Annotated in this window: 21 protein-coding genes; 8 read left to right on the top strand and 13 right to left on the bottom strand. The window is 63.0% G+C overall.

All coding sequences use genetic code 11. From position 1 onward, the window contains the following. Nucleotide 1: 1 nt before the first annotated feature. The 8 genes from C8K18_RS23350 to flhD form a co-directional block, all read right to left on the bottom strand. Nucleotides 2–1,924 carry a methyl-accepting chemotaxis protein gene (locus tag C8K18_RS23350; RefSeq protein ID WP_006050901.1) on the bottom strand — a complete coding sequence of 641 codons (1,923 nt, stop codon included), beginning with the start codon at nt 1,922–1,924 and terminating at the stop codon, nt 2–4. Nucleotides 1,925–1,966: 42 nt separating this feature from the next. Next, nucleotides 1,967–2,497 carry a chemotaxis protein CheW gene (locus C8K18_RS23345; RefSeq protein ID WP_006050900.1) on the bottom strand — a complete coding sequence of 177 codons (531 nt, stop codon included), beginning with the start codon at nt 2,495–2,497 and terminating at the stop codon, nt 1,967–1,969. A 63-nt stretch (nt 2,498–2,560) separates the two neighbouring features. Next, nucleotides 2,561–4,858 carry a chemotaxis protein CheA gene (gene cheA, locus C8K18_RS23340; RefSeq protein WP_107709979.1) on the bottom strand — a complete coding sequence of 766 codons (2,298 nt, stop codon included), beginning with the start codon at nt 4,856–4,858 and terminating at the stop codon, nt 2,561–2,563. 80 nt (nt 4,859–4,938) lie between these two features. Continuing rightward, nucleotides 4,939–5,316: a response regulator gene (locus C8K18_RS23335; RefSeq protein ID WP_006050897.1), complete on the bottom strand. Its 378-nt coding sequence runs from the start codon at nt 5,314–5,316 to the stop codon at nt 4,939–4,941. Nucleotides 5,317–5,400: 84 nt separating this feature from the next. Beyond that, nucleotides 5,401–6,408 carry a flagellar motor protein MotB gene (gene motB, locus C8K18_RS23330; RefSeq protein WP_107709981.1) on the bottom strand — a complete coding sequence of 336 codons (1,008 nt, stop codon included), beginning with the start codon at nt 6,406–6,408 and terminating at the stop codon, nt 5,401–5,403. 19 nt (nt 6,409–6,427) lie between these two features. Then, on the bottom strand, nt 6,428–7,288 hold the full coding sequence (motA, locus tag C8K18_RS23325) for a flagellar motor stator protein MotA (protein ID WP_006050895.1): 861 nt from the start codon (nt 7,286–7,288) through the stop codon (nt 6,428–6,430). Between the two features lie 243 nt (nt 7,289–7,531). Beyond that, the gene (gene flhC, locus C8K18_RS23320; RefSeq protein WP_006050894.1) at nt 7,532–8,092 is read right to left on the bottom strand and encodes a flagellar transcriptional regulator FlhC; all 561 of its coding nucleotides are present in this window, start codon (nt 8,090–8,092) and stop codon (nt 7,532–7,534) included. Between the two features lie 49 nt (nt 8,093–8,141). Then, nucleotides 8,142–8,462 carry a flagellar transcriptional regulator FlhD gene (gene flhD / locus C8K18_RS23315; protein ID WP_006050893.1) on the bottom strand — a complete coding sequence of 107 codons (321 nt, stop codon included), beginning with the start codon at nt 8,460–8,462 and terminating at the stop codon, nt 8,142–8,144. 710 nt (nt 8,463–9,172) lie between these two features. Between flhD and C8K18_RS23310 the strand changes: the two genes are divergently transcribed. Continuing rightward, entirely contained in the window at nt 9,173–10,237 is a 1,065-nt protein-coding gene (locus C8K18_RS23310) for a glycosyltransferase family 4 protein (protein WP_006050892.1), read from the top strand. Nucleotides 10,238–10,542: 305 nt separating this feature from the next. On the opposite strand, the gene C8K18_RS23305 is transcribed toward C8K18_RS23310, so the two are convergent. Beyond that, nucleotides 10,543–10,845 (bottom strand): H-NS family nucleoid-associated regulatory protein, encoded by a 303-nt coding sequence (locus C8K18_RS23305; RefSeq protein ID WP_006050891.1) that lies wholly within the window; start codon nt 10,843–10,845, stop codon nt 10,543–10,545. Nucleotides 10,846–11,139: 294 nt separating this feature from the next. Here C8K18_RS23305 and aqpZ point away from each other — a divergent pair, with 294 nt between their 5' ends. Then, nucleotides 11,140–11,880 carry an aquaporin Z gene (gene aqpZ / locus C8K18_RS23300; RefSeq protein ID WP_006050890.1) on the top strand — a complete coding sequence of 247 codons (741 nt, stop codon included), beginning with the start codon at nt 11,140–11,142 and terminating at the stop codon, nt 11,878–11,880. A gap of 385 nt (nt 11,881–12,265) precedes the next feature. Beyond that, nucleotides 12,266–12,592, top strand: a complete 327-nt coding sequence (locus C8K18_RS23295; protein ID WP_006050889.1) for a PXPV repeat protein — start codon at nt 12,266–12,268, stop codon at nt 12,590–12,592. Nucleotides 12,593–12,719: 127 nt separating this feature from the next. Here C8K18_RS23295 and C8K18_RS23290 read toward each other — a convergent pair whose 3' ends face one another. Together C8K18_RS23290 and C8K18_RS23285 are read right to left on the bottom strand one after the other, a co-directional pair. Then, nucleotides 12,720–13,541 carry a Cof-type HAD-IIB family hydrolase gene (locus C8K18_RS23290; RefSeq protein ID WP_107709983.1) on the bottom strand — a complete coding sequence of 274 codons (822 nt, stop codon included), beginning with the start codon at nt 13,539–13,541 and terminating at the stop codon, nt 12,720–12,722. Between the two features lie 181 nt (nt 13,542–13,722). Further along, nucleotides 13,723–14,613, bottom strand: a complete 891-nt coding sequence (locus C8K18_RS23285; RefSeq protein ID WP_107709985.1) for a BadF/BadG/BcrA/BcrD ATPase family protein — start codon at nt 14,611–14,613, stop codon at nt 13,723–13,725. A 101-nt stretch (nt 14,614–14,714) separates the two neighbouring features. Between C8K18_RS23285 and C8K18_RS23280 the strand changes: the two genes are divergently transcribed. Next, entirely contained in the window at nt 14,715–15,347 is a 633-nt protein-coding gene (locus C8K18_RS23280; protein WP_107710093.1) for a DNA-3-methyladenine glycosylase I, read from the top strand. Between the two features lie 373 nt (nt 15,348–15,720). Then, nucleotides 15,721–16,146 (top strand): hypothetical protein, encoded by a 426-nt coding sequence (locus tag C8K18_RS23275; protein ID WP_006050884.1) that lies wholly within the window; start codon nt 15,721–15,723, stop codon nt 16,144–16,146. Nucleotides 16,147–16,271: 125 nt separating this feature from the next. On the opposite strand, the gene rpsU is transcribed toward C8K18_RS23275, so the two are convergent. Then, complete coding sequence (rpsU, locus tag C8K18_RS23270) at nt 16,272–16,484, bottom strand: 30S ribosomal protein S21 (protein WP_006050883.1); 213 nt, start codon at nt 16,482–16,484, stop codon at nt 16,272–16,274. Between the two features lie 361 nt (nt 16,485–16,845). Beyond that, the gene (locus C8K18_RS23265) at nt 16,846–17,787 is read right to left on the bottom strand and encodes an aldo/keto reductase (protein ID WP_029970967.1); all 942 of its coding nucleotides are present in this window, start codon (nt 17,785–17,787) and stop codon (nt 16,846–16,848) included. A gap of 265 nt (nt 17,788–18,052) precedes the next feature. On the opposite strand from C8K18_RS23265, the gene C8K18_RS23260 reads away from it, so the two are divergent. The 3 genes from C8K18_RS23260 to C8K18_RS23250 all read left to right on the top strand — a co-directional run bounded on the left by C8K18_RS23260 (nt 18,053) and on the right by C8K18_RS23250 (nt 21,206). Next, on the top strand, nt 18,053–19,225 hold the full coding sequence (locus C8K18_RS23260) for a flagellin (protein WP_006050881.1): 1,173 nt from the start codon (nt 18,053–18,055) through the stop codon (nt 19,223–19,225). 137 nt (nt 19,226–19,362) lie between these two features. Next, nucleotides 19,363–20,889 carry a flagellar filament capping protein FliD gene (gene fliD, locus C8K18_RS23255; protein WP_107709987.1) on the top strand — a complete coding sequence of 509 codons (1,527 nt, stop codon included), beginning with the start codon at nt 19,363–19,365 and terminating at the stop codon, nt 20,887–20,889. Nucleotides 20,890–20,906: 17 nt separating this feature from the next. Then, entirely contained in the window at nt 20,907–21,206 is a 300-nt protein-coding gene (locus C8K18_RS23250; protein WP_006050879.1) for a flagellar protein FliT, read from the top strand. Nucleotides 21,207–21,360 lie beyond the last annotated feature (154 nt).

Here is a 21,360-nt window from a genome sequence, read left to right as displayed (position 1 = left end):
TTTAAAAGGTTTCCCAGTCGGCGTCCGATCCCGCCGAGCTTGCGCTCGCCGCTGCGGGACGTGCCGCCGGCTCGAATGCCGCGCGAGGCGTCTTCGGCTTGAGCGCGGGTTCGACGCGTGCGGTGCCTGCTTGTCCAGCGGCTGCTTGCTGGTTGGCCGGAGCCGCTGCTGCGCTGTTTGCGGTCGTCGCGTGAGTTGCCGCATGCGCCGTCGCGTTTGCCGTTGCCGCATGCGCCACCGAGCCATTTGCCGTCGCTTGCGCGGCACGCGGCGCGGCCTTTGCCGCAGGCTTGCGGCTCGTGCTCATGGCACGCGCCTTCACTTGCGGCACGGCCGGCGCGCTCGGAGCACTGAAGCCGCGACCCGAACCGCTGCCAACCTTCCAGCCGCTCAGCACGGCCTGCAACTGACGCGTCTGATCTTCGAGCGACCCTGCTGCTGCCGCCGCTTCTTCGACGAGCGCGGCGTTCTGCTGCGTCACTTCGTCCATCTGCACGACCGCGCGATTGACCTGCTCGATGCCGCCCGATTGCTCCTCGGAAGCCGCGCTGATCTCGCCCATGATATCGGTCACGCGGCGCACGGCCTGCACGATCTCGTCCATCGTCGTGCCCGCGCGTCCGACGAGTGTCGAGCCGCTTTGCACCTTGTCGGCGGAGTCGCCGATCAATTCCTTGATTTCCTTCGCGGCGCTCGCGCTGCGCTGCGCGAGGCTGCGCACTTCGCCCGCCACGACCGCGAAGCCGCGGCCCTGTTCGCCGGCACGCGCCGCTTCGACCGCCGCGTTGAGCGCGAGGATGTTGGTCTGGAACGCAATGCCTTCGATCACGCCGATGATGTCGACCACCTTGCTCGAACTGGTCGCGATGTCCTGCATCGTCGTCACGACCTGGCTCACCACGTCGCCGCCGCGTGTCGCGATGTCGGACGCATTCACCGCAAGCTGGCTCGCCTGGCGCGCGTTCTCGGCGTTCTGCCGCACGGTGCCCGTGAGTTGTTCCATGCTCTGCGCCGTTTGCTGCAACGACGCGGCCTGCTGTTCGGTACGCTGCGACAGATCGGTGTTGCCCATCGCGATTTCGCGCGCGCCGGTGTCGATCGACTCGGTGCTGCTGCGCACCGCCGTCACCATCGACGCCATGCTTTCCTGCATCCGCTTGATGCCGGCAAAGAGGCGGCCGATTTCGTTGTGGCTCGTCACCTCGATCGTTTCCGACAGATCGCCCGACGCGATCCGCTCGAAGCATTCGCTTGCATCCTGCAGCGGCTTCACGATCAGGCCGCGCAGCGCGAAGCGCAGACCGACCACGAGCAGCAGCGCGAGCGCGGAGAACGCGATGATGAGCGTCGTCATCAGCGAAATGTTCGACTGCGCGCCGGCCTGCTGATCCACCGCCTGTTGCTGCAGACTCTTGATCACCGCCGACGCCGCGTTGTCGTAGACGACGAACATCGGGCTGATCTTCGTGTCGGCGATCGCATGGTACGCGGCCATATCGTTCGCGCGCAGCGCGGCGAACTCGGGCTCCATGCCGTCGCGCACGAGCGTCGTGCGGCGCGCGAGCAGTTCGTCCATCTGCGCCTGGTCGACGCCGGTCTTCGGCGCGTCGAGATAGGTCTGCCAGTTCTTGTTGCTGAAGCCGTACAACTCGACCGCGCGGTCCAGCACCTTCTTCGCGGTTTCGGTGTCGCCCGCCGCGGTGAGCGCAGTGAAGCGATCCAGCGAGACACGCGAGCGCAGCAGATAGGCCGAAGCGTCGTCGAGCGCGTGAATTGCGACGAGGTCGCCGCGCGCGATACGGTCGAGCGAACGGCTCGCGCTGCCGAGCGCCGTCAGCCCAAGCACGCCGACCACCATGGTCAGCGCGACGAGAATGATCCCCACTAGCGTGAGCGATGTGCGAATCGACCACCTGCTTAGCATCTCAATGCTCCCTGTTCCTAACTTTTCTGAACGCCGCGGCGGTTACACGCCGAGCGTTTCGATGAGCGCCATTTCACGGCTCGTCATCAGCTTCTCGATGTCCATCAGAATCAGCATGCGGCCGTCGACGGTGCCGAGGCCCGTCAGATACTCGGTCGTCAGCGTCGCGCCGAATTCCGGCGCGGGCATGATCTGATCGACGGCGAGCGTCAGCACGTCGGACACGCCGTCCACCACCATGCCGACCACGCGATGCGCGACGTTCAGGATGATCACGACGGTCTGATGGTCGTACTCGACGCGGCCCAGATGAAACTTGATGCGCATGTCGACGATCGGCACGATGATGCCGCGCAGATTGATGACGCCCTTGATGAACTCGGGCGCATTGGCGATGCGCGTCACGTTGTCGTAGCCGCGGATTTCCTGCACCTTGAGAATGTCGATGCCGTACTCTTCGGCGCCGAGCGTGAAGACGAGGAATTCCTGACCGCCGGCATCGGCCTGCTGCGCGTCGCGGCGACCATTCGTCGCGTTCGCGACGCTCGAATTGATGGATTGAACTTCTGCCACGTTAGCCCCCAAACGGTTGGGATAAATTGAGTTGAGTGAGTGATACGTCGAGCCGGGCGGACATCATGCGAGGCTCATTGCGCCATGCGCGTTACGCGATTCGCGGTTCAGCGCCGCCACGTCCACGATCAGCGCGACGCGGCCGTCGCCCAGAATGGTCGCTGCGGAAATGCCGCGCACCTTGCGGTAATTCGTTTCCAGATTCTTCACGACGACCTGCTGCTGTCCCACCAGCTCGTCGATCAGCATCGCAAAGCGGCGCCCCTCGGTCTGCATGATGGTGACGATGCCCTGGGTCGGCTCCTGCTTCGCGCCGTCGACGTTGAACACCTCGTGCAACGCGACGAGCGGCAGATATTCGCCGCGCACGCGCACCACGCGCTCGCCGTTGGCGACCGTGTAGATGTCCTCGGCTTGCGGCTGCAGCGACTCCATCACGAAGTTCAGCGGCAGAATGAAGATCTCGTTGCCGACCTTCACCGACATGCCGTCGAGAATCGCAAGCGTGAGCGGCAAGACGATGCGCGTCGTGCTGCCCTTGCCGGCGTGCGACGTGATTTCAACGTGACCGCCCATCGACTGGATGTTGCGCTTCACCACGTCCATGCCGACGCCGCGGCCGGAGACGTCCGTGACCTGCTCCGCCGTCGAAAAGCCCGGCAGGAAGATGAGGTTCCAGACTTCCTCGTCGGTCATGCTTTCGCTGACCTGCATGCCCTGCTTCGCGGCCTTCGCGAGAATCTTGTCGCGGCGCAGGCCGGCGCCGTCGTCGCTCACTTCGATGACGATGTTGCCGCCATGATGTGCCGCCGACAGAACCAGTTGGCCGGTCGCGTCCTTGCCTGCCGCGCGGCGTGCTTCGACGGTTTCGATGCCGTGGTCGAGGCTGTTGCGCACGAGGTGCGTCAACGGGTCGATGATCCGCTCGATCAGGCTCTTGTCGAGTTCGGTCGCCTGACCGAAGGTGACGAGCTCCACTTCCTTGCCGAGTTTCGCCGCGAGATCGCGCACGAGACGCGGGAAGCGGCTGAACACGTAATCCATCGGCATCATGCGGATCGACATGACGGCTTCCTGCAGATCGCGCGCGTTGCGCTCGAGCTGCGCCATGCCGTTGAACAGGCGATCATGCAGCGCCGGGTCGAACGTGCTGGTGGTTTCCGCCAGCATCGCTTGCGTGATCACCAGTTCGCCGACGAGGTTGATCAACTGATCGACCTTTTCGACGCCGACGCGAATCGAGCTGCCTTCCGCGCCGCCTGCCGCTGCTGCCGGACGCGCGGCCTTGCGGTCGGAGTCTGCCGCGGCGGGTGCTGCGGCGGCAGAAGCTGCAGGAGCAGCCGCCGGTTTAGCCGCGGCGGGAACCGGGGCCGGCGCTGCGGCCTTCGCAGGCTCGGCTGCGCGTTCCGCCTGCGCCGGCGCTGCCGCCTGCTGCGCCGGTTCGGCAGCCGCTGAGTGTGGGGTGGCGGCCGAAGCCGCCGGTGCTGCTTGCGCCGGAGACGAGGGCTCAGCGTCGGGCGTTCCAGGTTCGCCTTGCTGAGCACCGTCCGCCGGCGCGGTTCCGCGGCCGATCGAAATCTGACTTTCGTCGATCACGAAGCAGCACACGGCGATGATGTCGTCGGACGTGACATCGGTCTGAAGCCACAGCGTGAGATCGCCGCCGCTCTTGACCTGCCCGACGATGTTGCCCAGGTTGCCCAGCTCTTCGGCGAGCAGTTCCTGGTCCTTCGCATCAACGCCCCGTAGCGTAATTTTCAGATGCGGGCCGGCGGCGTCGTTCGCGTCGCCGGCTCCTTCGGCTTGCCCGGTCTGTGCCGGTTCGCCGTCATTCCATTCGCCCGCCGCCTGCACCGCCTGATCGACGACGTGCTCGGGCGCGCTGCCTTCTTCTACTGTTGCGAATTCTTCGATCGGCGCGGCCACCGCGACTTCGACCGGCGCCGCAGCAGCCGGCGCGGCCATGCCGCGGCTTTCCGCGTGCAACTGCTCGAGCTTCGCGCAGATCGCCTTCGCGACCGCCGCGTCCGGCTCGGCGCTCGCGCGGTAGTCGGCGAGCTGGCCCGAGAGCACGTCCTTGGTTTCGAGGAACGTGTCGATCATGTCCTTGCGCAACACGAGTTCGTTATTGCGCGCACGGTCGAGCAGCGATTCGAGGATGTGAGTCGTTTCCGTCAGCGCGGTAAAGCCGAACGTCGCCGCGCCGCCCTTGATCGAATGCGCCGCGCGGAAGATTGCCGCGAGGTCTTCGGGATCGGGATGCGCGATGTCCAGATTGAGCAGCAACTGCTCCATCTGCGCGAGCAGTTCGTCCGCTTCGTCGAAGAACGTCTGATAGAACTGAGTGATGTCGAGTGTCATGCCTGGGTCACCGCGAGAGTTCCTGTCTAGGCCTGGGCTACCTTGCCGCAGCGTCGAGAGCTTCTATATCTAGGGTTGCGTTATGCGTGATCTGGCTCGGCCAGAGCCGCGACCAGTTCGGTCAGCAGTTCGGGGTCGAGCGGTTTTTCGATCCAGCCGGTCGCGCCCGCTTCGCGCGCCGCGGCCTTGAACGGCTCGCCCGATTCCGTCGTCAGGACGAGGATGGGCGTGTCCGCATAAGCCGGATTGCCGCGCAGCTCGGCGATCAGATCGAGGCCGGTCTTACCCGGCATGTGCTGATCGGTGAGCACCAGGTCGAACCGCACGGCGAGCGCGTTTTCGAGCCCTTCCGCGCCGTCCGCCGCGAGCGTCACCTCATAGCCGGCCGCCGTCAGCGTCGCGGAAAGAATCTGCCGCATCGATGCCGAATCGTCGATTGCCAGGATATGCCTGATCATGAAAACCTCGCTGCACTTACGCTGTGAATCGCCTGGCTGTCCGCGCCGCTCTGGCGCAGGAACGGCCGGGCGACCGTCTTCCTGTTACTGAGTCGCCGGCGTTGCCGCCGGCACCTTCGGCGCGACCGTCACGGGCGGCGCCAGTTTTTGCAGCAGCGGCTTTGAGCCCGCTGCGTCGTCCGACAAGGTCGTCGTGGTGGAGTCGTCATGGTTGAGCGCCTCCTCGGACTTCCTGTTCAGCACGATGACGCTGATGCGGCGGTTTTCCGGGTCCATCGGGTCCGCCTTGTTCAGGTTCTGCGTCGACGCGAGACCGAGCACGCGCATCACCTTTGCTTCGTCCATCCCACCTGCGATCAGCTCGCGGCGCGACGCATTGGCGCGGTCCGCGGACAGTTCCCAGTTGCTGTAACCCTTCTCGCCGCCCGCGTACTGCGCGGCGTCGGTGTGACCCTGCACGATGATCCGGTTCGGCACGTCGTTCAGCGTGTGGCCAATCTCGCGCAGAATGTCGCGCATGTACGGCTCCACCTGATCTCTCGCAGTCGCGAACATCGGCCGCTTCTGCGAGTCGACGATCTCGATGCGCAAGCCCGTCAGCGTCGAATCGATGCGAATCTGCTGCTTGAACTGGCGCAGCACCGGATTCGCTTCGATCGCCGCCATCAGCTTCACCTGCAAGTCGTGCAGCCGCACCTGCTCGCGACGCTCCAACTCGCCCTGCAACTGCTTCATCGAGTCTTCGCTGCTCTTTGACACCGTGCGCTCGGCGCGATTGTTCGAACCGTCGGTCGAGCGCGTCACGCCCTGCGCGTCGGTCGAGATATCACGGCCGCCGCCCTTCAGAATGCTCGAGTCTTCCGCGCTGCGGTCGCCGCCCCACAGCGTGATCTTCAACGGCTGGTTGAAGTACTCCGCGATGCCCTTCAACTGCACCGTGGATGCCGAGCTCAGCAGCCACATCAGCAGGAAGAACGCCATCATCGCGGTCATGAAGTCCGCATACGCGAGCTTCCAGGCGCCGCCGTGGTGGCCGGCCCTCTTCGGCGCAGCGCGCTTGACGACAATGGCGCGGTCTTTGTCCTTGCTCATCGGTTCGGTCCCGGCGCCCTTACTTGGCCTTCACGCGGCGCACGTGCTCTTCGAGCTCGGCGAACGACGGACGCTCGGTCGAGAACAGCACCTTGCGGCCGAATTCGACGGCGATCGCCGGTGCATAGCCGTTCAGGCTCGCGAGAATCGTCACCTTGATGCACTGGAACATCTTGGTCGACTCGGTCACGCGCTGTTCCGCGACGCTCGCAAGCGGCCCGATCAGTCCATACGAAAGCAGAATGCCGAGGAAGGTGCCGACCAGTGCCTGCGCAATCATTTCGCCGAGCACGGCAGGCGGCTTGTCGGCGGACGCCATCGTGTGCACCACGCCCATGACCGCGGCCACGATACCGAACGCCGGCATCGCGTCGCCGACCTTGTTCAGCGCATGCGCGGGCGCTTCGCCTTCCTGGTGATGCGTTTCGATCTCTTCGTCCATCAGACTTTCGATCTCGAACGCATTCATGTTGCCGCCCACCATCAGCCGCAGGTAGTCGGTCAGAAACTCGATGATGTGATGGTCAGCGAGAATCTTCGGGTACTGCGTGAAGATCGGACTCTTCGACGGATCGTCGATGTCCGCTTCCAGCGTCAGCGTGCCTTCCTTGCGCGCCTTGGCGAGCAGGACGTAGAGGAGCGCCATCAGCTCCATGTAGACGTCCTTGTTGTACTTCGCGCCCTTGAACAGGGTTGGAATGACGCGCAGCGTTGCCTTGATCGTCTTCATCCCGTTACCGAGGATGAACGCGCCGACGCCTGCGCCGACGATCATCAGCACTTCAACGGGCTGCAACAGCGCGCCGAGATGGCCGCCTTCCAGCGCGTAACCGCCGAAAACGGACAAAAGCGTCACGAGTGTTCCCACGAAAATCAGCACTGCCGAGCCCTCACAAAGAAGCGACGGTGACCGTCGTTAAACTGGTTTACGGCAACACAGCAGAAAACTTTGACGGAAAAGCGGCTTGCCGCGACGGTGTAAACCAGAGGCGGACGCGGTCGGCAAGGCGCCGCTTGCGGAAGGTTTGGCGCTGCGTTGCGCTGGGTTGCGTTGCGCGGGGCGGGCAAGCCGTCGGCATAAGGCGATGAATGCAGGGCCGCGTGGCGGCGGCCGCTGCGGGCGCTAGGCGTCGAGCGCCGCGAGGCTCTCGCGGGCGCGGGCGTCGGCGACTTTCTTTGTCTTACCGGCGCGCGATGGCGGCTGGCACAGTCCGCAGACGAACCCATGCTTCGGGTCGTGAGCGTGTGCGACGAAATGTCCGCCGCAGCGGCAGCAGGGCGTGATCTGCAGCATGCCCGAGTCGAAGAAACGCACGAGCGTCCACGCGCGCGTGAGGCTGAGCACGGGTTCGTCGTCGTGCAACTGCACGTGCTCGCGATACAGCCGGTAGCTCTTCACGATCGACTGGATCGTCGCGCAGCCGCCATGATCGGCCATGAAACGGTAGATGTTGTAGAACAGCGAGGAGTGAAAGTTTGGCTGCCAGGTCATGAACCAGTCGGTCGAAAACGGCAGCATGCCCTTGGGCGGCGAAACTCCTTTCAGTTCCTTGTACAGCTTGATGAGCCGGTCGCGCGACAGGCTCGTTTCCGCTTCGAGCAGTTGCAAACGCGCGCCGAGTTCGATCAGTTCGATGGCCAGGGTGATTTCCTTGACTTCGAGCACCACACTTTTATATGCCATCCTGCTTGCGTCCCGTCCCGATTGCCTTGCCGAAGCTGCGAAACGCCATTCAGCCGAGCTGCTCGACCGGCTGGCTGGCCATCAGAATCGCGGAATGCGCCTGCGCGACGGCGCTGGACTTGCCCTTGTCCGCGAGTGCGGAGAGCACGGCATGATCGTCGAAACGGAAACGGCACAACACCTGATTGGACGCCGCGAGCTTGACGGTCTGCGCCAACGAGAGGTTGGCGAGCACATCGGCTAGCTGGTCCGAGATCCCCATGCGAAACATGCCCATCGGCTTGTCTTCGCGAAGCAGGCGCTGCGCGAGCAGGAGATAAGACAGGTTGACTTCTCTGATCTCATTGAGCATTTCGCTTGTCGCGCTCATGATTCCCCCGGGGTGTATCTGGCTGGTCAGGCCGTTACGGAAACGTTTGCTCGGACGCGCGCACTTAAACGCACGAATCGGCTCGTTTCTGGTCTTGCGGCCATTGTCGCCAAAGGGGGAGCGAAACAAAATCGGACAGACACCCAGCTTGTTTGACGGATTAATCCGTCATTCGTGTAGGAATTTTTCCTACTTTGCCAGGTTGGGAGAGAAAGGAATGAGACTGCGCGATGCCGCGCGGCAACTCTTTATGCGCGGTGAATACTTAGCGCCCGAGGATTCGGCGTAAATGAACTAAACGGTGAGTTTTGCGGAGCCGCGCCTCGCACCGTACGACGGTGAGCCGGATTATAAGGTCTTTTCACCACTGCGTAATATTTTGTGCGGCGGGAGCGGGCTCGCGGCTTGCTACAGGGGAACGCGCCGTTTACCAGCGCCGTCGGGAGCTTGGGCTGAAATTGGCCTGTGAGCGCCCAGCGACGGGCGTTGGCGCGTGTAACGTCTCGTGTTTCGCGCTGTAACAACGTTAAGCGTTTGAAAAATAACTCGAATTGGCGCGGCCGATCCCGATAATGAAGCTAAGGGATAACCCGATGCAGATTCGGAGCACCCCCGGGCGGCGGCTTACCGCGCCCAACCGTCCGTCAGGCATTCGCTCCCCGCTCGACTCGAGCGCTGTTGTGCGAAGCCGTGTCAAACAGGAGAAACGCATGCGAATCGCACAAATTGCGCCGTTGTATGAAGCAGTCCCGCCGAAGCTCTACGGTGGCACCGAACGTGTCGTGTCCTACCTCACCGAGGCATTGGTCGACGAGGGCCACGACGTCACGCTGTTCGCGAGCGGCGACTCGGTGACATCGGCGAAGCTCGATGCGTGCTGGCCTCGTGCGCTGCGCCTCGACCCGACGATTCGCGACGCGCTCGCCCCGCACATCCTGATGATGGAAAAGGTGCGCCGGGTCGCGCACGAGTTCGACGTGCTGCACTTTCACCTCGACTACATGCCGTTCCCGCTTTTTTCGACGATGGACACGCCGTTCGTGACCACGCTGCATGGCCGCCTCGACCTGCCGGAGCTGCAGCCGGTGTTCGATGCGTTCCCGGGCGCGCCGGTCATCTCGATTTCGGATTCGCAGCGGGTGCCGCTACCGCAGGCGAACTTCCTGAACACCATCTATCACGGTCTGCCGGAGCAGCTACTCACGCCGCAGACGCACAAGAAGCCGGAATACCTTGCGTTCCTCGGCCGTGTTTGTCCGGAAAAGCGCGTCGATACAGCCATCAAGATCGCTGCACAAAGCGGTTTGCCGCTGAAGATCGCCGCCAAGGTGGACAAGGCCGACCAGGATTACTTCAAGCGCGAGATCGAGCCGCTGCTGTCGCAGGCGCATGTCGAGTTCGTCGGCGAAATCAACGAGGCGCAGAAGCCGGAGTTTCTGTCGGGCGCCAAGGCGCTGCTCTTCCCGATCGACTGGTCCGAGCCGTTCGGCCTCGTCATGATCGAGTCGATGGCCTGCGGCACGCCGGTGATCGCGTTCAACCGCGGCTCGGTGCCTGAAGTGATCGATCATGGCGTGACCGGCTACATCGTCGAGGACGTGCAAGGCGCGGTGGCCGCGCTGCAGCGTCTGGACGAGTTGTCGCGTACGGAAATCCGCGCGCAGTTCGAGCGCCGCTTCAGCTCGAAGACGATGGCGCGCAACTACGTGGACGCGTATTCGGCGCTGATCGAAGCCGCGCGCCGGCCGGTTCTGCGCCAGGTCGCAGTGGGCTGATAACGGCGAGCGCCGCGCGGCGTGTCACGCGCGCGGCGCTTTAAACGGACGAGCGTTCCGTTGCCGATACAACTGATTCGCTACCGGGGCTTTCGATTCATTGAAAAACGCACACATTTTTCCATGTGAATCGTTTGCGCGGACGATAAGCCGGTCTTATCGCGCTACTTTTAAGAAAAGCCGCCTGGCAAAGGCGGCTTTTTTAATGGCGCCGTGGATGCGCTTCCACATCCGATTAGCACAGTGGAGTAAACACGCAGCGGCGTTGGTCCTTCAATCCGCTTTCGCGCTCACTCGCAAGCAACTCAGCTCGCGCCAATCAGAAAACGTTCGCGGTTCTTGCCGACGATCCACTTGGGCGGTTTGCCGCGGCCGCTCCACGTATTACCCGTTTTCGGGTCCTGATATTTAGCCGGCAGCGGCGCCTTCTTGGGCGGACGGCCCCGCTTGGCGGCCACTGCAAAGCCGAGGTCCTGCGCAGTCAGGCCATATTCGGCGATTTTTTGGCGGATGTCGGCTATCACATTGTCAATTTCCGTGCGACGAGCTTCTTCTGCTTGTGCCTGCAATTTGGCGATCTGCGCCTTGAGGTCTGCATATTGAGACATTCCGGTTCTCCCCTTTTAGAACTCATTCGCCTCGCAGACTAACTGTAATTATAAAAATTCGCAATGGATAACATTACCCATTAAGCGAGCTATCTTCTGATAATTATTAAACATAGCTCAATTGTAAAACGGCTTTATCCCGTAATAACTGGTAAAGCCAGCCGGCATTGACGATTCTTGACACTCGATTGGCCACTCTTTCCCTAGAATTGAACGTTCACAGCACGCGCCCGCGCCGGCCGTGCGTTCACGCTCCGTGCTTCCTGAGCGTCAATTATTTTAGGATACCCAAACATGCAGTTGTCAAAGCGCCTTGCCGCCGAGTTGTTCGGCACATTCTGGCTCGTGCTCGGGGGCTGCGGCAGCGCGGTTCTCGCCGCGAACTTCGCCGGTCCGGTGCATGGTCTCGGCATCGGTTTCGTCGGTGTGTCGCTCGCTTTCGGGCTGACGGTGCTGACCATGGCCTTTGCGATCGGACACATTTCGGGCTGCCATCTGAACCCGGCGGTCAGCGTCGGCCTGACGGTGGCCGGCCGCTTCCCGGCTCGCGACCTGCTCCCGTACATCGTCGCGCAGGTGGCGGGCGCGGTGCTGGGCGCCGCGGTGCTCGCGCTCATCGCGTCCGGCAAACCCGGCTTTGACCTCGTTGCGAGCGGCTTCGCGAGCAACGGCTACGGCGACCGCTCGCCGGGCCATTACTCGCTCGTCGCGGCGTTCGCCTGCGAGGCGGTCATGACCGGCTTCTTCCTGTTCGTCATTCTCGGCGCGACCGACAAGCGCGCGCCGGCCGGCTTCGCGCCGATCGCCATCGGCCTGTGTCTGACGCTGATTCACCTCGTTTCGATTCCGGTCACGAACACGTCGGTCAACCCGGCGCGCTCGACTGGCCCGGCGCTGTTCGTCGGCGGTGCCGCGGTGGATCAGTTGTGGCTGTTCTGGATCGCGCCCATCATCGGCGCGGTGGTTGCCGGCCTGGTGTATCCGCTGATCGCGGAAAGCCGTGGCGGCAATGCGCAGAAACTGGCTCTCGACTGATCGAGCCCGGTTGTCTGAGTGAGCAAAGCGGGCGCTGCGGCGCCCGTTTTGTTTTTGGGCTTACGTCGCAATCATTCGATTTGATTAATCCGTTATACAGATGTAAGCCGCGATTACGCGTCGCGCGGCTCGACGCTGCTTCGGCGTAACGGCGGAGTGCTTGTGGCGGCGTTCGAATAGGCCCGCGGCCTGCGCCGACAGCCTTTCCGTCGTCATCACCCGGCGCCAGGCACCGTACGAGCGCAAACTCGCCGTTCCTCAGATCCTGCGAAGTTGCTTGCAGTCCGTAACATCTCGTCGCAGTCCCGGCGGAGTGGATTGCGTAGATTGGACCTGTGCGACAAACCTCTGTCGCGTCACAGCAGGCCTCTTGCAGGAGAAAAACATGAAACGCATCGTCACTCAATTGCTGGTTGCCGCGGGCCTTGCAGCAGGCGCATGCGGGGTCGCGCAAGCGCATACGGATCTCAATATCGGCGTCTCGCTCGGCGCGCCGGTCTACACGCGGCCCGCCCCGGTCTATGCAGCGCCGCAACCGGTGTACTACGGCAACGGCGGCTGGGGCCATCGGTACGATCGCGGCGACTACTATCGCGGCGACCACCGTTACGAGCGCGGCTGGAACCGGAACGATCGCCATTGGGGTTACGACGACCGCGGCCGCGGCGATCGTGGCGACCACGACGGACGCCGCGGCGGATGGCGTGACTGATTGCGATACTGATGGCGCGACCGATTGCCGGCCCGGAAACGAACGTGACCTGAGCTAGCCGGGCTTCACCGACTGGCCCGCATCCGCGAAAGCAGATGCGGGCCAGTGCCGTTTGCAGCCCGAGGCGCTAGGCCATCAGTTCGTCGTCGATTGAAAAGAGCTTGCGCAAGTGGTGCGCGACGCCCGCTTCGAAGTTATTGCCGATGCGCGGCACGTTGGGCAGGCGCGTGATCAGGTCGGGATTGGCGTTGTTCATCATGAACGGATGGCCGGCTGTTTCGAGCAGGTCGATGTCGTTCATGTTGTCGCCGAAAGCCACGCAGTGCGCGGCATCGACGCCCACGCGCTCGAGCACGATCTGCAGCGCGCGTCCCTTCGACACATTCGACGTCATCACTTCAAGACAGTCCGGCAGCGAGTACGTCACGTAGAGCGCGTCGCCGAATTCGCGCGCGAGGTTCGAGGCCACCTGCGCGAGGTCAGCCGGATCGCCGATATAAAGAACCTTGGCGATGTCCACGCCGTCGTGCGCGAGCAGTTCGGCCACTTCGTAGGTGAAGCCCGAATCCTGATGAAACTTGAGCAGCTCGGGCGCGTCGCGGTCGATCAGCCACGCCTGATCGGCGAACAGGTTGACGATCACGCGACCGTGCGCGCCGACAATCTCCGGCTGCACGAGGCGTTGCACGATAGCGGGCGGCAGATCGTCGGCGTGGATCACGGTGTTGTCCGGCGCATGGATGCGCGCGCCGTTCGACGTGATCAGATAAGGCTTGATGCCGAGGATGTCGCGAATGCCGGCGACGTCGCAGAAATGGCGGCCGGTGGCGATCACAAACTGCACGCCGTCACTTTCGAGCTTGCGCACGGTGGCGACCGTGAAGGGGTCGACCTGGTGATCGGCATTGAGCAGCGTGCCGTCGAGATCCGTGGCGATGACTTTGTACATGGCGAGATGGCAGGCAGCTTGGGAGGCTGTATTTTACCGTCGATGCCTCGGTGTTCGGCTGGCAGGTTAGGCTTCAAGGTTCGGCTTCAAGTTCCACGTCGAAGTTCGGCTCCAAGGTTCGCCTTTAGGGCTCTGCTCCGAGCTTCGGCTTCAAGGCTCGGCTCCGAGCTTCGGCTCCGCCTCAACCCTCACCCGCCAACCGCCCGGCTTCGCGCTGCGCCAACCGCAAGCCGCCGTGCGCGGAATCCGCCAATGGCTCGCGCAAGCGCGGCTGATAAGCCTGCGGCACGTATTCGCGCAACGGCGCACCAAGCCCGCCGCACAACGCAATCGGCAATCTCGCCGATGGGTCAAGCGCCGCGATCATCTTGCCGATTTCAACGCCCGCCGCGCTGAGCAGCCGTGCGGCAAACGGATGCGTGCGGTGCGCGATCACGACCCGCGCGAGACTCGCGTACGCCGTCTGATTCGCCTCGCAAAGCCATACGGTAAGGCCATCCCGATCGCTCGCGCCGACGTGCGCAAGCAGCGCCTGCGCGAAGTCGTCGTTGGGGCCGCGGCCGTCGAGCGCGTGCTGCGCATGGACGATGGCGCGCACGCCGAGCCAGGCGCCGCTCGCTTCATCACCGGACGGAAAACCGTAGCCGCCCACGATCCGGCATTCGCCGCCCTCATGATCCGCCGCTGCCGCGATGCTGCCCGTGCCGAGCGCGACAATCACGCCGTGGGCGCCCCCGTGCGCGCCGAGCAGTGTCGTGTACGCATCGCTTTCGACGGCGAGTCCGGCCAGCGCGGGCGCCTGCGCGAGAAACGACGCCAGCCAGTCGCGGTTGTTCACGCCCGCGAGACCGCAACCGAGCACGCAGCGCGACCAGTCGAGCGCAACGCCGGCGTTCGCGAATGCCTGCTCGCAGCCGGCCGCAATGGCAAGCCACGCACGTTCGACGCCAAGCCCCAAGCCCGACGGCCCGCTCGCCGCCTGCGCCAGTTCGCGCCCCTGCGCGTCGGCGAGCACGATGCGGGTGCCGGTGCCGCCGCCGTCGACGCCGATCAGAAATGGGTCTTTGTTCATCGATTGATATGCGTTTCGTGGGAAATAGGCATAGCGTGGCAGGTCCGTTTCATTCCGGCAATTGGCCGAATGGCCAGCTTGCGGCGCTCATGCGTTCGGCTATGCTGGCGAGCGACATCACAACGGGGAGCGCTAAATTGGCACAGCGATGCAACTGGGTATCGAGCGAAGCGCTCGCACATTATCACGACGCCGAATGGGGCGTGCCGTCCCGCGACGACCAGCATCTCTTCGAACTGCTCGTGCTCGAAGGCGCGCAGGCCGGCTTGTCGTGGTCCACGATTCTCAACAAGCGGGCCGGCTACCGGCGGGCATTCGCGGACTTCGACATCGACAAGGTTGCGCGCTTCACGCCGGCGCAGGTCGAGAGGCTCGTCGTGGACGAAAGCATTGTGCGCCATCGCGGCAAGATCGAATCCGCCATCACGAATGCGCGCGCCGTGCAGCAGATTCAGGCGGAGCATGGGTCGTTCGCCAACTTCATCTGGTCGTTCGTCGATAACACGCCGATCCAGAACGAATGGGCATCGTACAAGGAGGCGCCGGCATCGACGGAAGTGTCGGATGCGCTCAGCAAGGCGCTGAAACGCTATGGCTGCAAGTTCGTAGGCTCGACGATCTGCTACGCGTTCATGCAGGCGGTCGGCATGGTCAACGATCACGAGGCAACTTGCATGTGCCGCGCCAGGTGTGCAGCGCTCGGCAAGAAAGGACGCGCGCGTAAGGCCGGTTGAGGTTGGGGCGTTCAATCGGCGACTCGTATAGCCGCTCTGGCTGACGGAGCATCGCTTTATCGCAACGGCCTCGCTCGCAACAGTCCCCTTGCGAGATCATCACACGCCCGTCCGCATCAGCTATCCGGTAAAGCCCTGCTGTGCTTATCGCCGATGCCGGCCGTTATTACGGTTATGAGCGGGTCACAAGCAGCAGTGACCGCTGCGTTCGCCGCCGCAACGCCGGCGCAAAGCCCGCCTCGGGCTCGCGCGCGAATCCCCGAATTGAGGACGTTTCGCGATGCTAGTCGGGGTTTCGCCAGCGAACGCAAGCGGGATACTGGAATCAGCCGCTCAATAACGAGTAACGACCGCGTCGCATAGCGAAACCATCATGAAAACTCTTACCTTCCTCACCCATCAGGACATTTTCGACCAGGCCGTCAGCCATCTCTTCGGGCAAAAGCGCGCGGCGCTCCTGCCGCGCGGAGGCGGCGCTTACCGCGGCTATTGCGGCGGCTGCCCGGTCGGCAACTTCATCAAACTGCGCGATTACATGACGGCCATGGAAGGCGTGCCCGTGCGCTATATCGGCAAAACGCCCGTCGCGGCGCCCGCTTACATGGACGCCGGCATCGCCGCGCTGCGCAAGGCGCTGCTGCGGTCGCGCATCAATGTGTACGATCAGGAGACGATCGATCTGCTCAGCTGCCTGCAAAACGTGCACGATGTGTTCGGCACGTGGGAATGGGATGACCGCCTGAATTCGATTGCACGCCAGTTCGGTCTGTCGGCGCACATGCTGAAGAACGCGGCTTAACGCTACAAGGCGCGCGCCGCCGCCCGCGCCAACTCGCGAGGCAACCGGGCGCCCATAAAGCAAAACGGCGATGTGGCTTCTTTCGAAGCTCACACCGCCGTTCTGACCGTGCTGAAAAAGCGTGCTTAGTGCAGCTTCTTCGGCAGCATCTGGCTGCGCAGGCGCTTGTGCAGGCGCTTCACAGCAGCAGCCTTCTTGCGCTTACGTGCCGTGGTCGGCTTTTCGTACGATTGGCGCTCACGCAGTTCTGCGATCAGGCCGTTCTTTTCGATTGCGCGACGAAAGCGGCGAATCGCCACTTCGAACGGCTCGTTTTCTTTCAGAAGAATCGTCGTCATGTAATTCCTAACTCAATCACTTGATAGGGGTTAATTGCGTGGCGGGGAAACCGCTCACGCGCCGGCCCTCCGGTCGTTTCGATTCATGGCCAGTAACAGGCAAACGCGGGAAGAACCCGGCCAAACCACGAATGAAACGAGAGGCAAAGCGGCCACGGAGGCCGGAAAAGAGAGGTGTGGAGCTCACCGCGGAACGCGGACAGACGTATTGCAAAGCCGCGCCTGCTGCCGTTTCGCCAAACCTTCCATCAACGAAAAGACGATGACGAAACAGGCAAAGATCTCAATTCACTCCCGATGATATCAGGAAACTGTCCATCGTACCAGGGGTTTAGGGATTACGCCAGGCCGCCGCGGCAGTTCACGCGCTCGCGTCGTCCAGTTCCCGGATGTCGCTGCCCGTCAGCGTCAGATGAACAGCGGCGACGAGGCTCTCCAGCTGCTGCAGCGACGTCGCGCTCGCAATCGGCGCGGTCACGCTCGGCCGGGCGATCAGCCACGCCAGCGCGACGCTGGCCGGCGTACTGGCGTGCCGCGCCGCGACCCGGTCGAGCGCCCCGAGGATTCTCAGACCGCGCTCGTTCAGATACTTCTCGACGCGGCTTCCTCGCGCCTTGTCGGCAAGATCTTCCTTCGAGCGATATTTCCCGGAGAAAAATCCGCTCGCGAGACTCCAGTACACGACCACGCCGAGCTGATAGGCGAGCGCCACCGGCTCCAGATCGGTCTCATATCCGGCGCGATCGTACAGGTTGTACTCCGGCTGCAACACCTGATATTCCGGCAGCCCATACTGACGGGAAAGCGCCAGCGCTTCTTCGACACGCGCGCCGCTGTAGTTCGACGCGCCGATCACCCGCACCTTGCCCGCCTCGATCAGCCGCTGATACGCGCCGAGCGTCTCGGCAAGCGGCGTCGCGGTGTCGTCGTCGTGGGAAAAATAGATGTCGATGTAATCGGTCTGCAAGCGCCGCAGCGAATCTTCGACGGCTGCCTGAATGTTCGCGGCCGAGAGCCCCTTGCGCTGCGGATGCTTCGACACTTTGGTCGCGAGCACGATCCTGTCGCGCTTGCCGCTACGCTGAAACCACTTGCCGATGATCGCCTCCGACTCGCCGCCGTGGTTGCCGGGCACCCACGCGGAATACACGTCGGCCGTGTCGATGAAGTCCAGCCCGGCGTCGACGAACGCGTCGAGAATCGAAAACGAAGTCGCTTCGTCGGCGGTCCAGCCGAATACATTGCCGCCGAACATAAGCGGCGCGACTTGCAATTCAGAGTGTCCAATGCGGCGCTTTTGCATGATTTCTCCCGGCTTTATCGCAAGAGAAAAAGAGGATACGCCGCCTTTTCAAATCCCGCAGCGCGCCTGGCGGATCGGCCTCAAACGCTTGTCCGGCGCGGCCCGCGCGCCCGATCAGGCGAGCCAATCGGTGTGCGATTACAGAAAGTTCCTCAAGTTTTTTTTAGGAGGGCCGTCAACCTTCACTGAGGCGGCCAGCAATGAACGAAGCTTCCGCCGATGCCAATATGGCGTATTGGGCTCAGGCTTATTTAGGAGATTTTCCATGCTCGGAATCAATAGCAATATCAACTCGCTGGTTGCACAGCAAAACCTCAGCGGCTCGCAAAGCGCCCTGTCGCAAGCCATCACCCGCCTGTCGTCGGGCAAGCGCATCAACAGCGCGGCTGACGATGCAGCAGGTCTGGCAATTTCGACCCGTATGCAAACCCAGATCAACGGTCTGGGCCAGGGCGTGTCGAACGCGAACGACGGCGTGTCGCTGATTCAGACGGCGTCGAGCGCGCTGTCCTCGCTGACTTCCAGCCTGCAACGTATCCGTACGCTGGCTGTGCAGGCTTCGACCGGCACGATGTCGTCGTCGGACCAGGCAGCGCTGCAGAAGGAAGTTGCGCAGCAAATCCAGGAAGTGAACCGTATCGCGTCGCAAACGACGTACAACGGCACGAACATTCTGGACGGCTCGGCTGGTATCGTCGGCTTCCAGGTTGGCGCGAACGTCGGTCAGACGATCAACCTCGACCTGTCGAAGAGCATGTCGGCCGCTAGCCTCGGCAGCGGTTCGCTGGCAACCGGCCAACTGGCTGGCACGATCAGCAACCTGAACATCGACGCAGCGACGGGCGCAGCAGCAACGTCGACGCCGAGCGCGAACATCATCACGTCGATCAACGTGCTGTCGGACGGTCACGGTGGCTTCAGCTTCACCGACCAGAACGGTTCGGCGATCAGCTCGGCAGCCGCTAGCACGATTTTCTCGGCAGGCGCACAGACGAACGCGACGTTGGGCGCTCCGGTCACGACGCTGACGATGAACACGGCTGCATACGACCAGACGAACGCAGCGCTGGACAAGTCGGTTCTCGCCGCAACGGCACAGATCGGCGCAGTCAACGCGTCGAACACGTCGGTGTCGAAGCTGGACATCAGCACGGTCAGCGGCGCGAATGTGGCAATGGTCGCAATCGACAACGCCTTGACCGCAGTCAGCAACCTGCAAGCAAGTCTCGGTGCAGCACAGAACCGTTTCAGCGCGATTGCAACGTCGCAGCAAGCTGAAGCAACCGACCTGTCGTCGGCACAATCGCAGATCACCGACGCGAACTTCGCGCAGGAAACTGCTAACCTCTCGAAGGCTCAAGTGCTGCAACAAGCTGGTATCTCGGTTCTGGCGCAAGCCAACTCGCAGCCGCAGCAAGTTCTGAAGCTGCTCCAGTAATAGCTTCTGAAGTTTGACCGGACCTCGCGCTTCACCGCGCGTTGTCCGGTTTTTAGCGTTTCGATGGAAGGCTCGCCTTCCATCCAGCATTTCTGTTACGCCCATCACGCATCAACACGGACGCACGGAGCATTTTCATGTCAACGATTACGAGTTCATCGGCGGCGAGCGCGGCATCAGCGACTGTCGCAGCCGACAATGCAGCCCTGCAGCAGGCCATGCAGTCGGTCATCACGGGCGCGACGGGCAATTCGTCGCTGGACGTGTCGACTCTCGTCACGGCTCTCGTAAATTCGAAGACTGCCGGCCAGGTTGCCGCGTTGACGGCGCAACAAAGCTCGGACAACACCCAGATTTCCGCATTCGGCACGCTTTCGGCCGCGCTTGGCGCGCTGGAAACGGGCCTCACTTCGCTGTCCAACGGCGGACTCCAGAATACTTTTACCGCGACCTTGAGCGGCGGCACCGGCATCACCGCGACTGCCACCACGGGCGCGGTCGCCGGCAGCTACAGCGTCGCGGTCTCGCAGGTCGCGGCGTCGCAGGCGCTGTCGTCGTCGGCTTTCACGGCTAGCCAGGCGCTCGGTACGGGCACGCTGTCGCTCTCGCTCGGCAGCAAGTCGTTTGACGTGTCGATCACGAGCAGCAACAACACCGTTGCCGGCATCGCCGCCGCAATCAACAGCGCGACCGGCAACCCGGGCATTACGGCGACTGTCGTAAACGGCACTGACGGCGCCCACCTCGTGCTCGCGTCGAGCACGACCGGCGCGTCCAATACGATCAGCGTGGCGGTCAGCAACCTGAGCGGCGACAACGGCCTGTCGAGCCTCGGCGTGACGTCGACGGCCAGTACGACGGGCGGCCAGTCGACCATCACGTCGGCCAACAACGCGAGCGCGTGGACACAAAGCACGGCTGCACAAGACGCCGAGTTCAAGATCAACGGCATTGCCGCGTCGAGCTCGACCAACTCGGTCACGAGCGCGATCGCAGGCGTGACGCTGAACCTGACGTCGGCCGCGGTGACGACCCCCGCGACCACGCAGACACTGACGGTTGCCGCGGACACCACCTCGCAGGCCAGCGCGATCAACAACTTCGTGTCGCTCTACAACACGGTCGTGACGACCATGGGCACGCTCGCGCAATACACGCAGGGCGCGACGACGCAGGGTCCGTTGCTCGGCGACTCCACGCTCAACACGATCAAGAACGCGCTGTCGTCGATTGTCGCGAGCGGCGTGAAGAACGGCAGTACGTCGCAGAGCCTCGGCTCGATCGGTATCTCGCTGCAAGCCGACGGCACGCTGCAGGTGGATAGCGCGGCGCTCACCAACGCATTGCAGAACAACTCGTCGACGGTGGCCTCGCTGTTCAATTCGACCAACGGCATCGGCGCGCAGTTAAGCACCAGCATCACCAATTTCACGAAGACAGGCGGCATGATCGACGTGCGGACCACCGCGCTGAACTCCGACCTGAAGAGCATCCAGACACAACAGACGAGCCTGAACGACTACATTGCGCAGCTGACGAGCCAATACTCGGCGCAGTTCACGGCGCTCAACACGTTGATGGCGACGATGAACAACAACTCGCAGTACCTGACGCAATTGTTCGGCGGCACGAATAGCGCCGGCGCACTCGCGACCAACAAGTAACGTCACGGAGAACGCACATGGAGTCCTCTGCCCTGATCGGGAAAGTGCTGGCGCTGACCGGCGAGATCGAGCAAGCGGCCGCGCTGGCCGACTGGCCCGAAGCCGCGCGGCTCGCCGAAATCCGCTCGCCGCTGATCATGTCGCTTGACGCGCAGCAGGTGCAAGGCTCGCTCGACGTGATCCGTTCGATCGTCGCGCGCGACGCGGCCCTTTACGCCAATGCGCAAACCACGCAAGTGGAATTGCAGGCCGAATTCACGGCCGCGATGCGCCGCGCAAGCGCCGTCGACAAGTATCAGAAAACGGCGTTGCTGTAAGCCGATAAGCGGCGCAAAGACGCCTTAACCGTATAACCAACAACAACTGCGCACCGGAGTAAAGCTGCGCTCGCTGCACCCTCGCCCGCCTTGCGCGGGCGTTTCTTTTTGTGCGTCGTAATCAGGTGAATTGGTGGCCATTTTGCCGTCACTT

This window comes from Paraburkholderia sp. GV068, from assembly GCF_003058125.1.
Classification (GTDB): domain Bacteria; phylum Pseudomonadota; class Gammaproteobacteria; order Burkholderiales; family Burkholderiaceae; genus Paraburkholderia; species Paraburkholderia graminis.
This window is presented reverse-complemented; position numbering and strand designations above follow the sequence as displayed.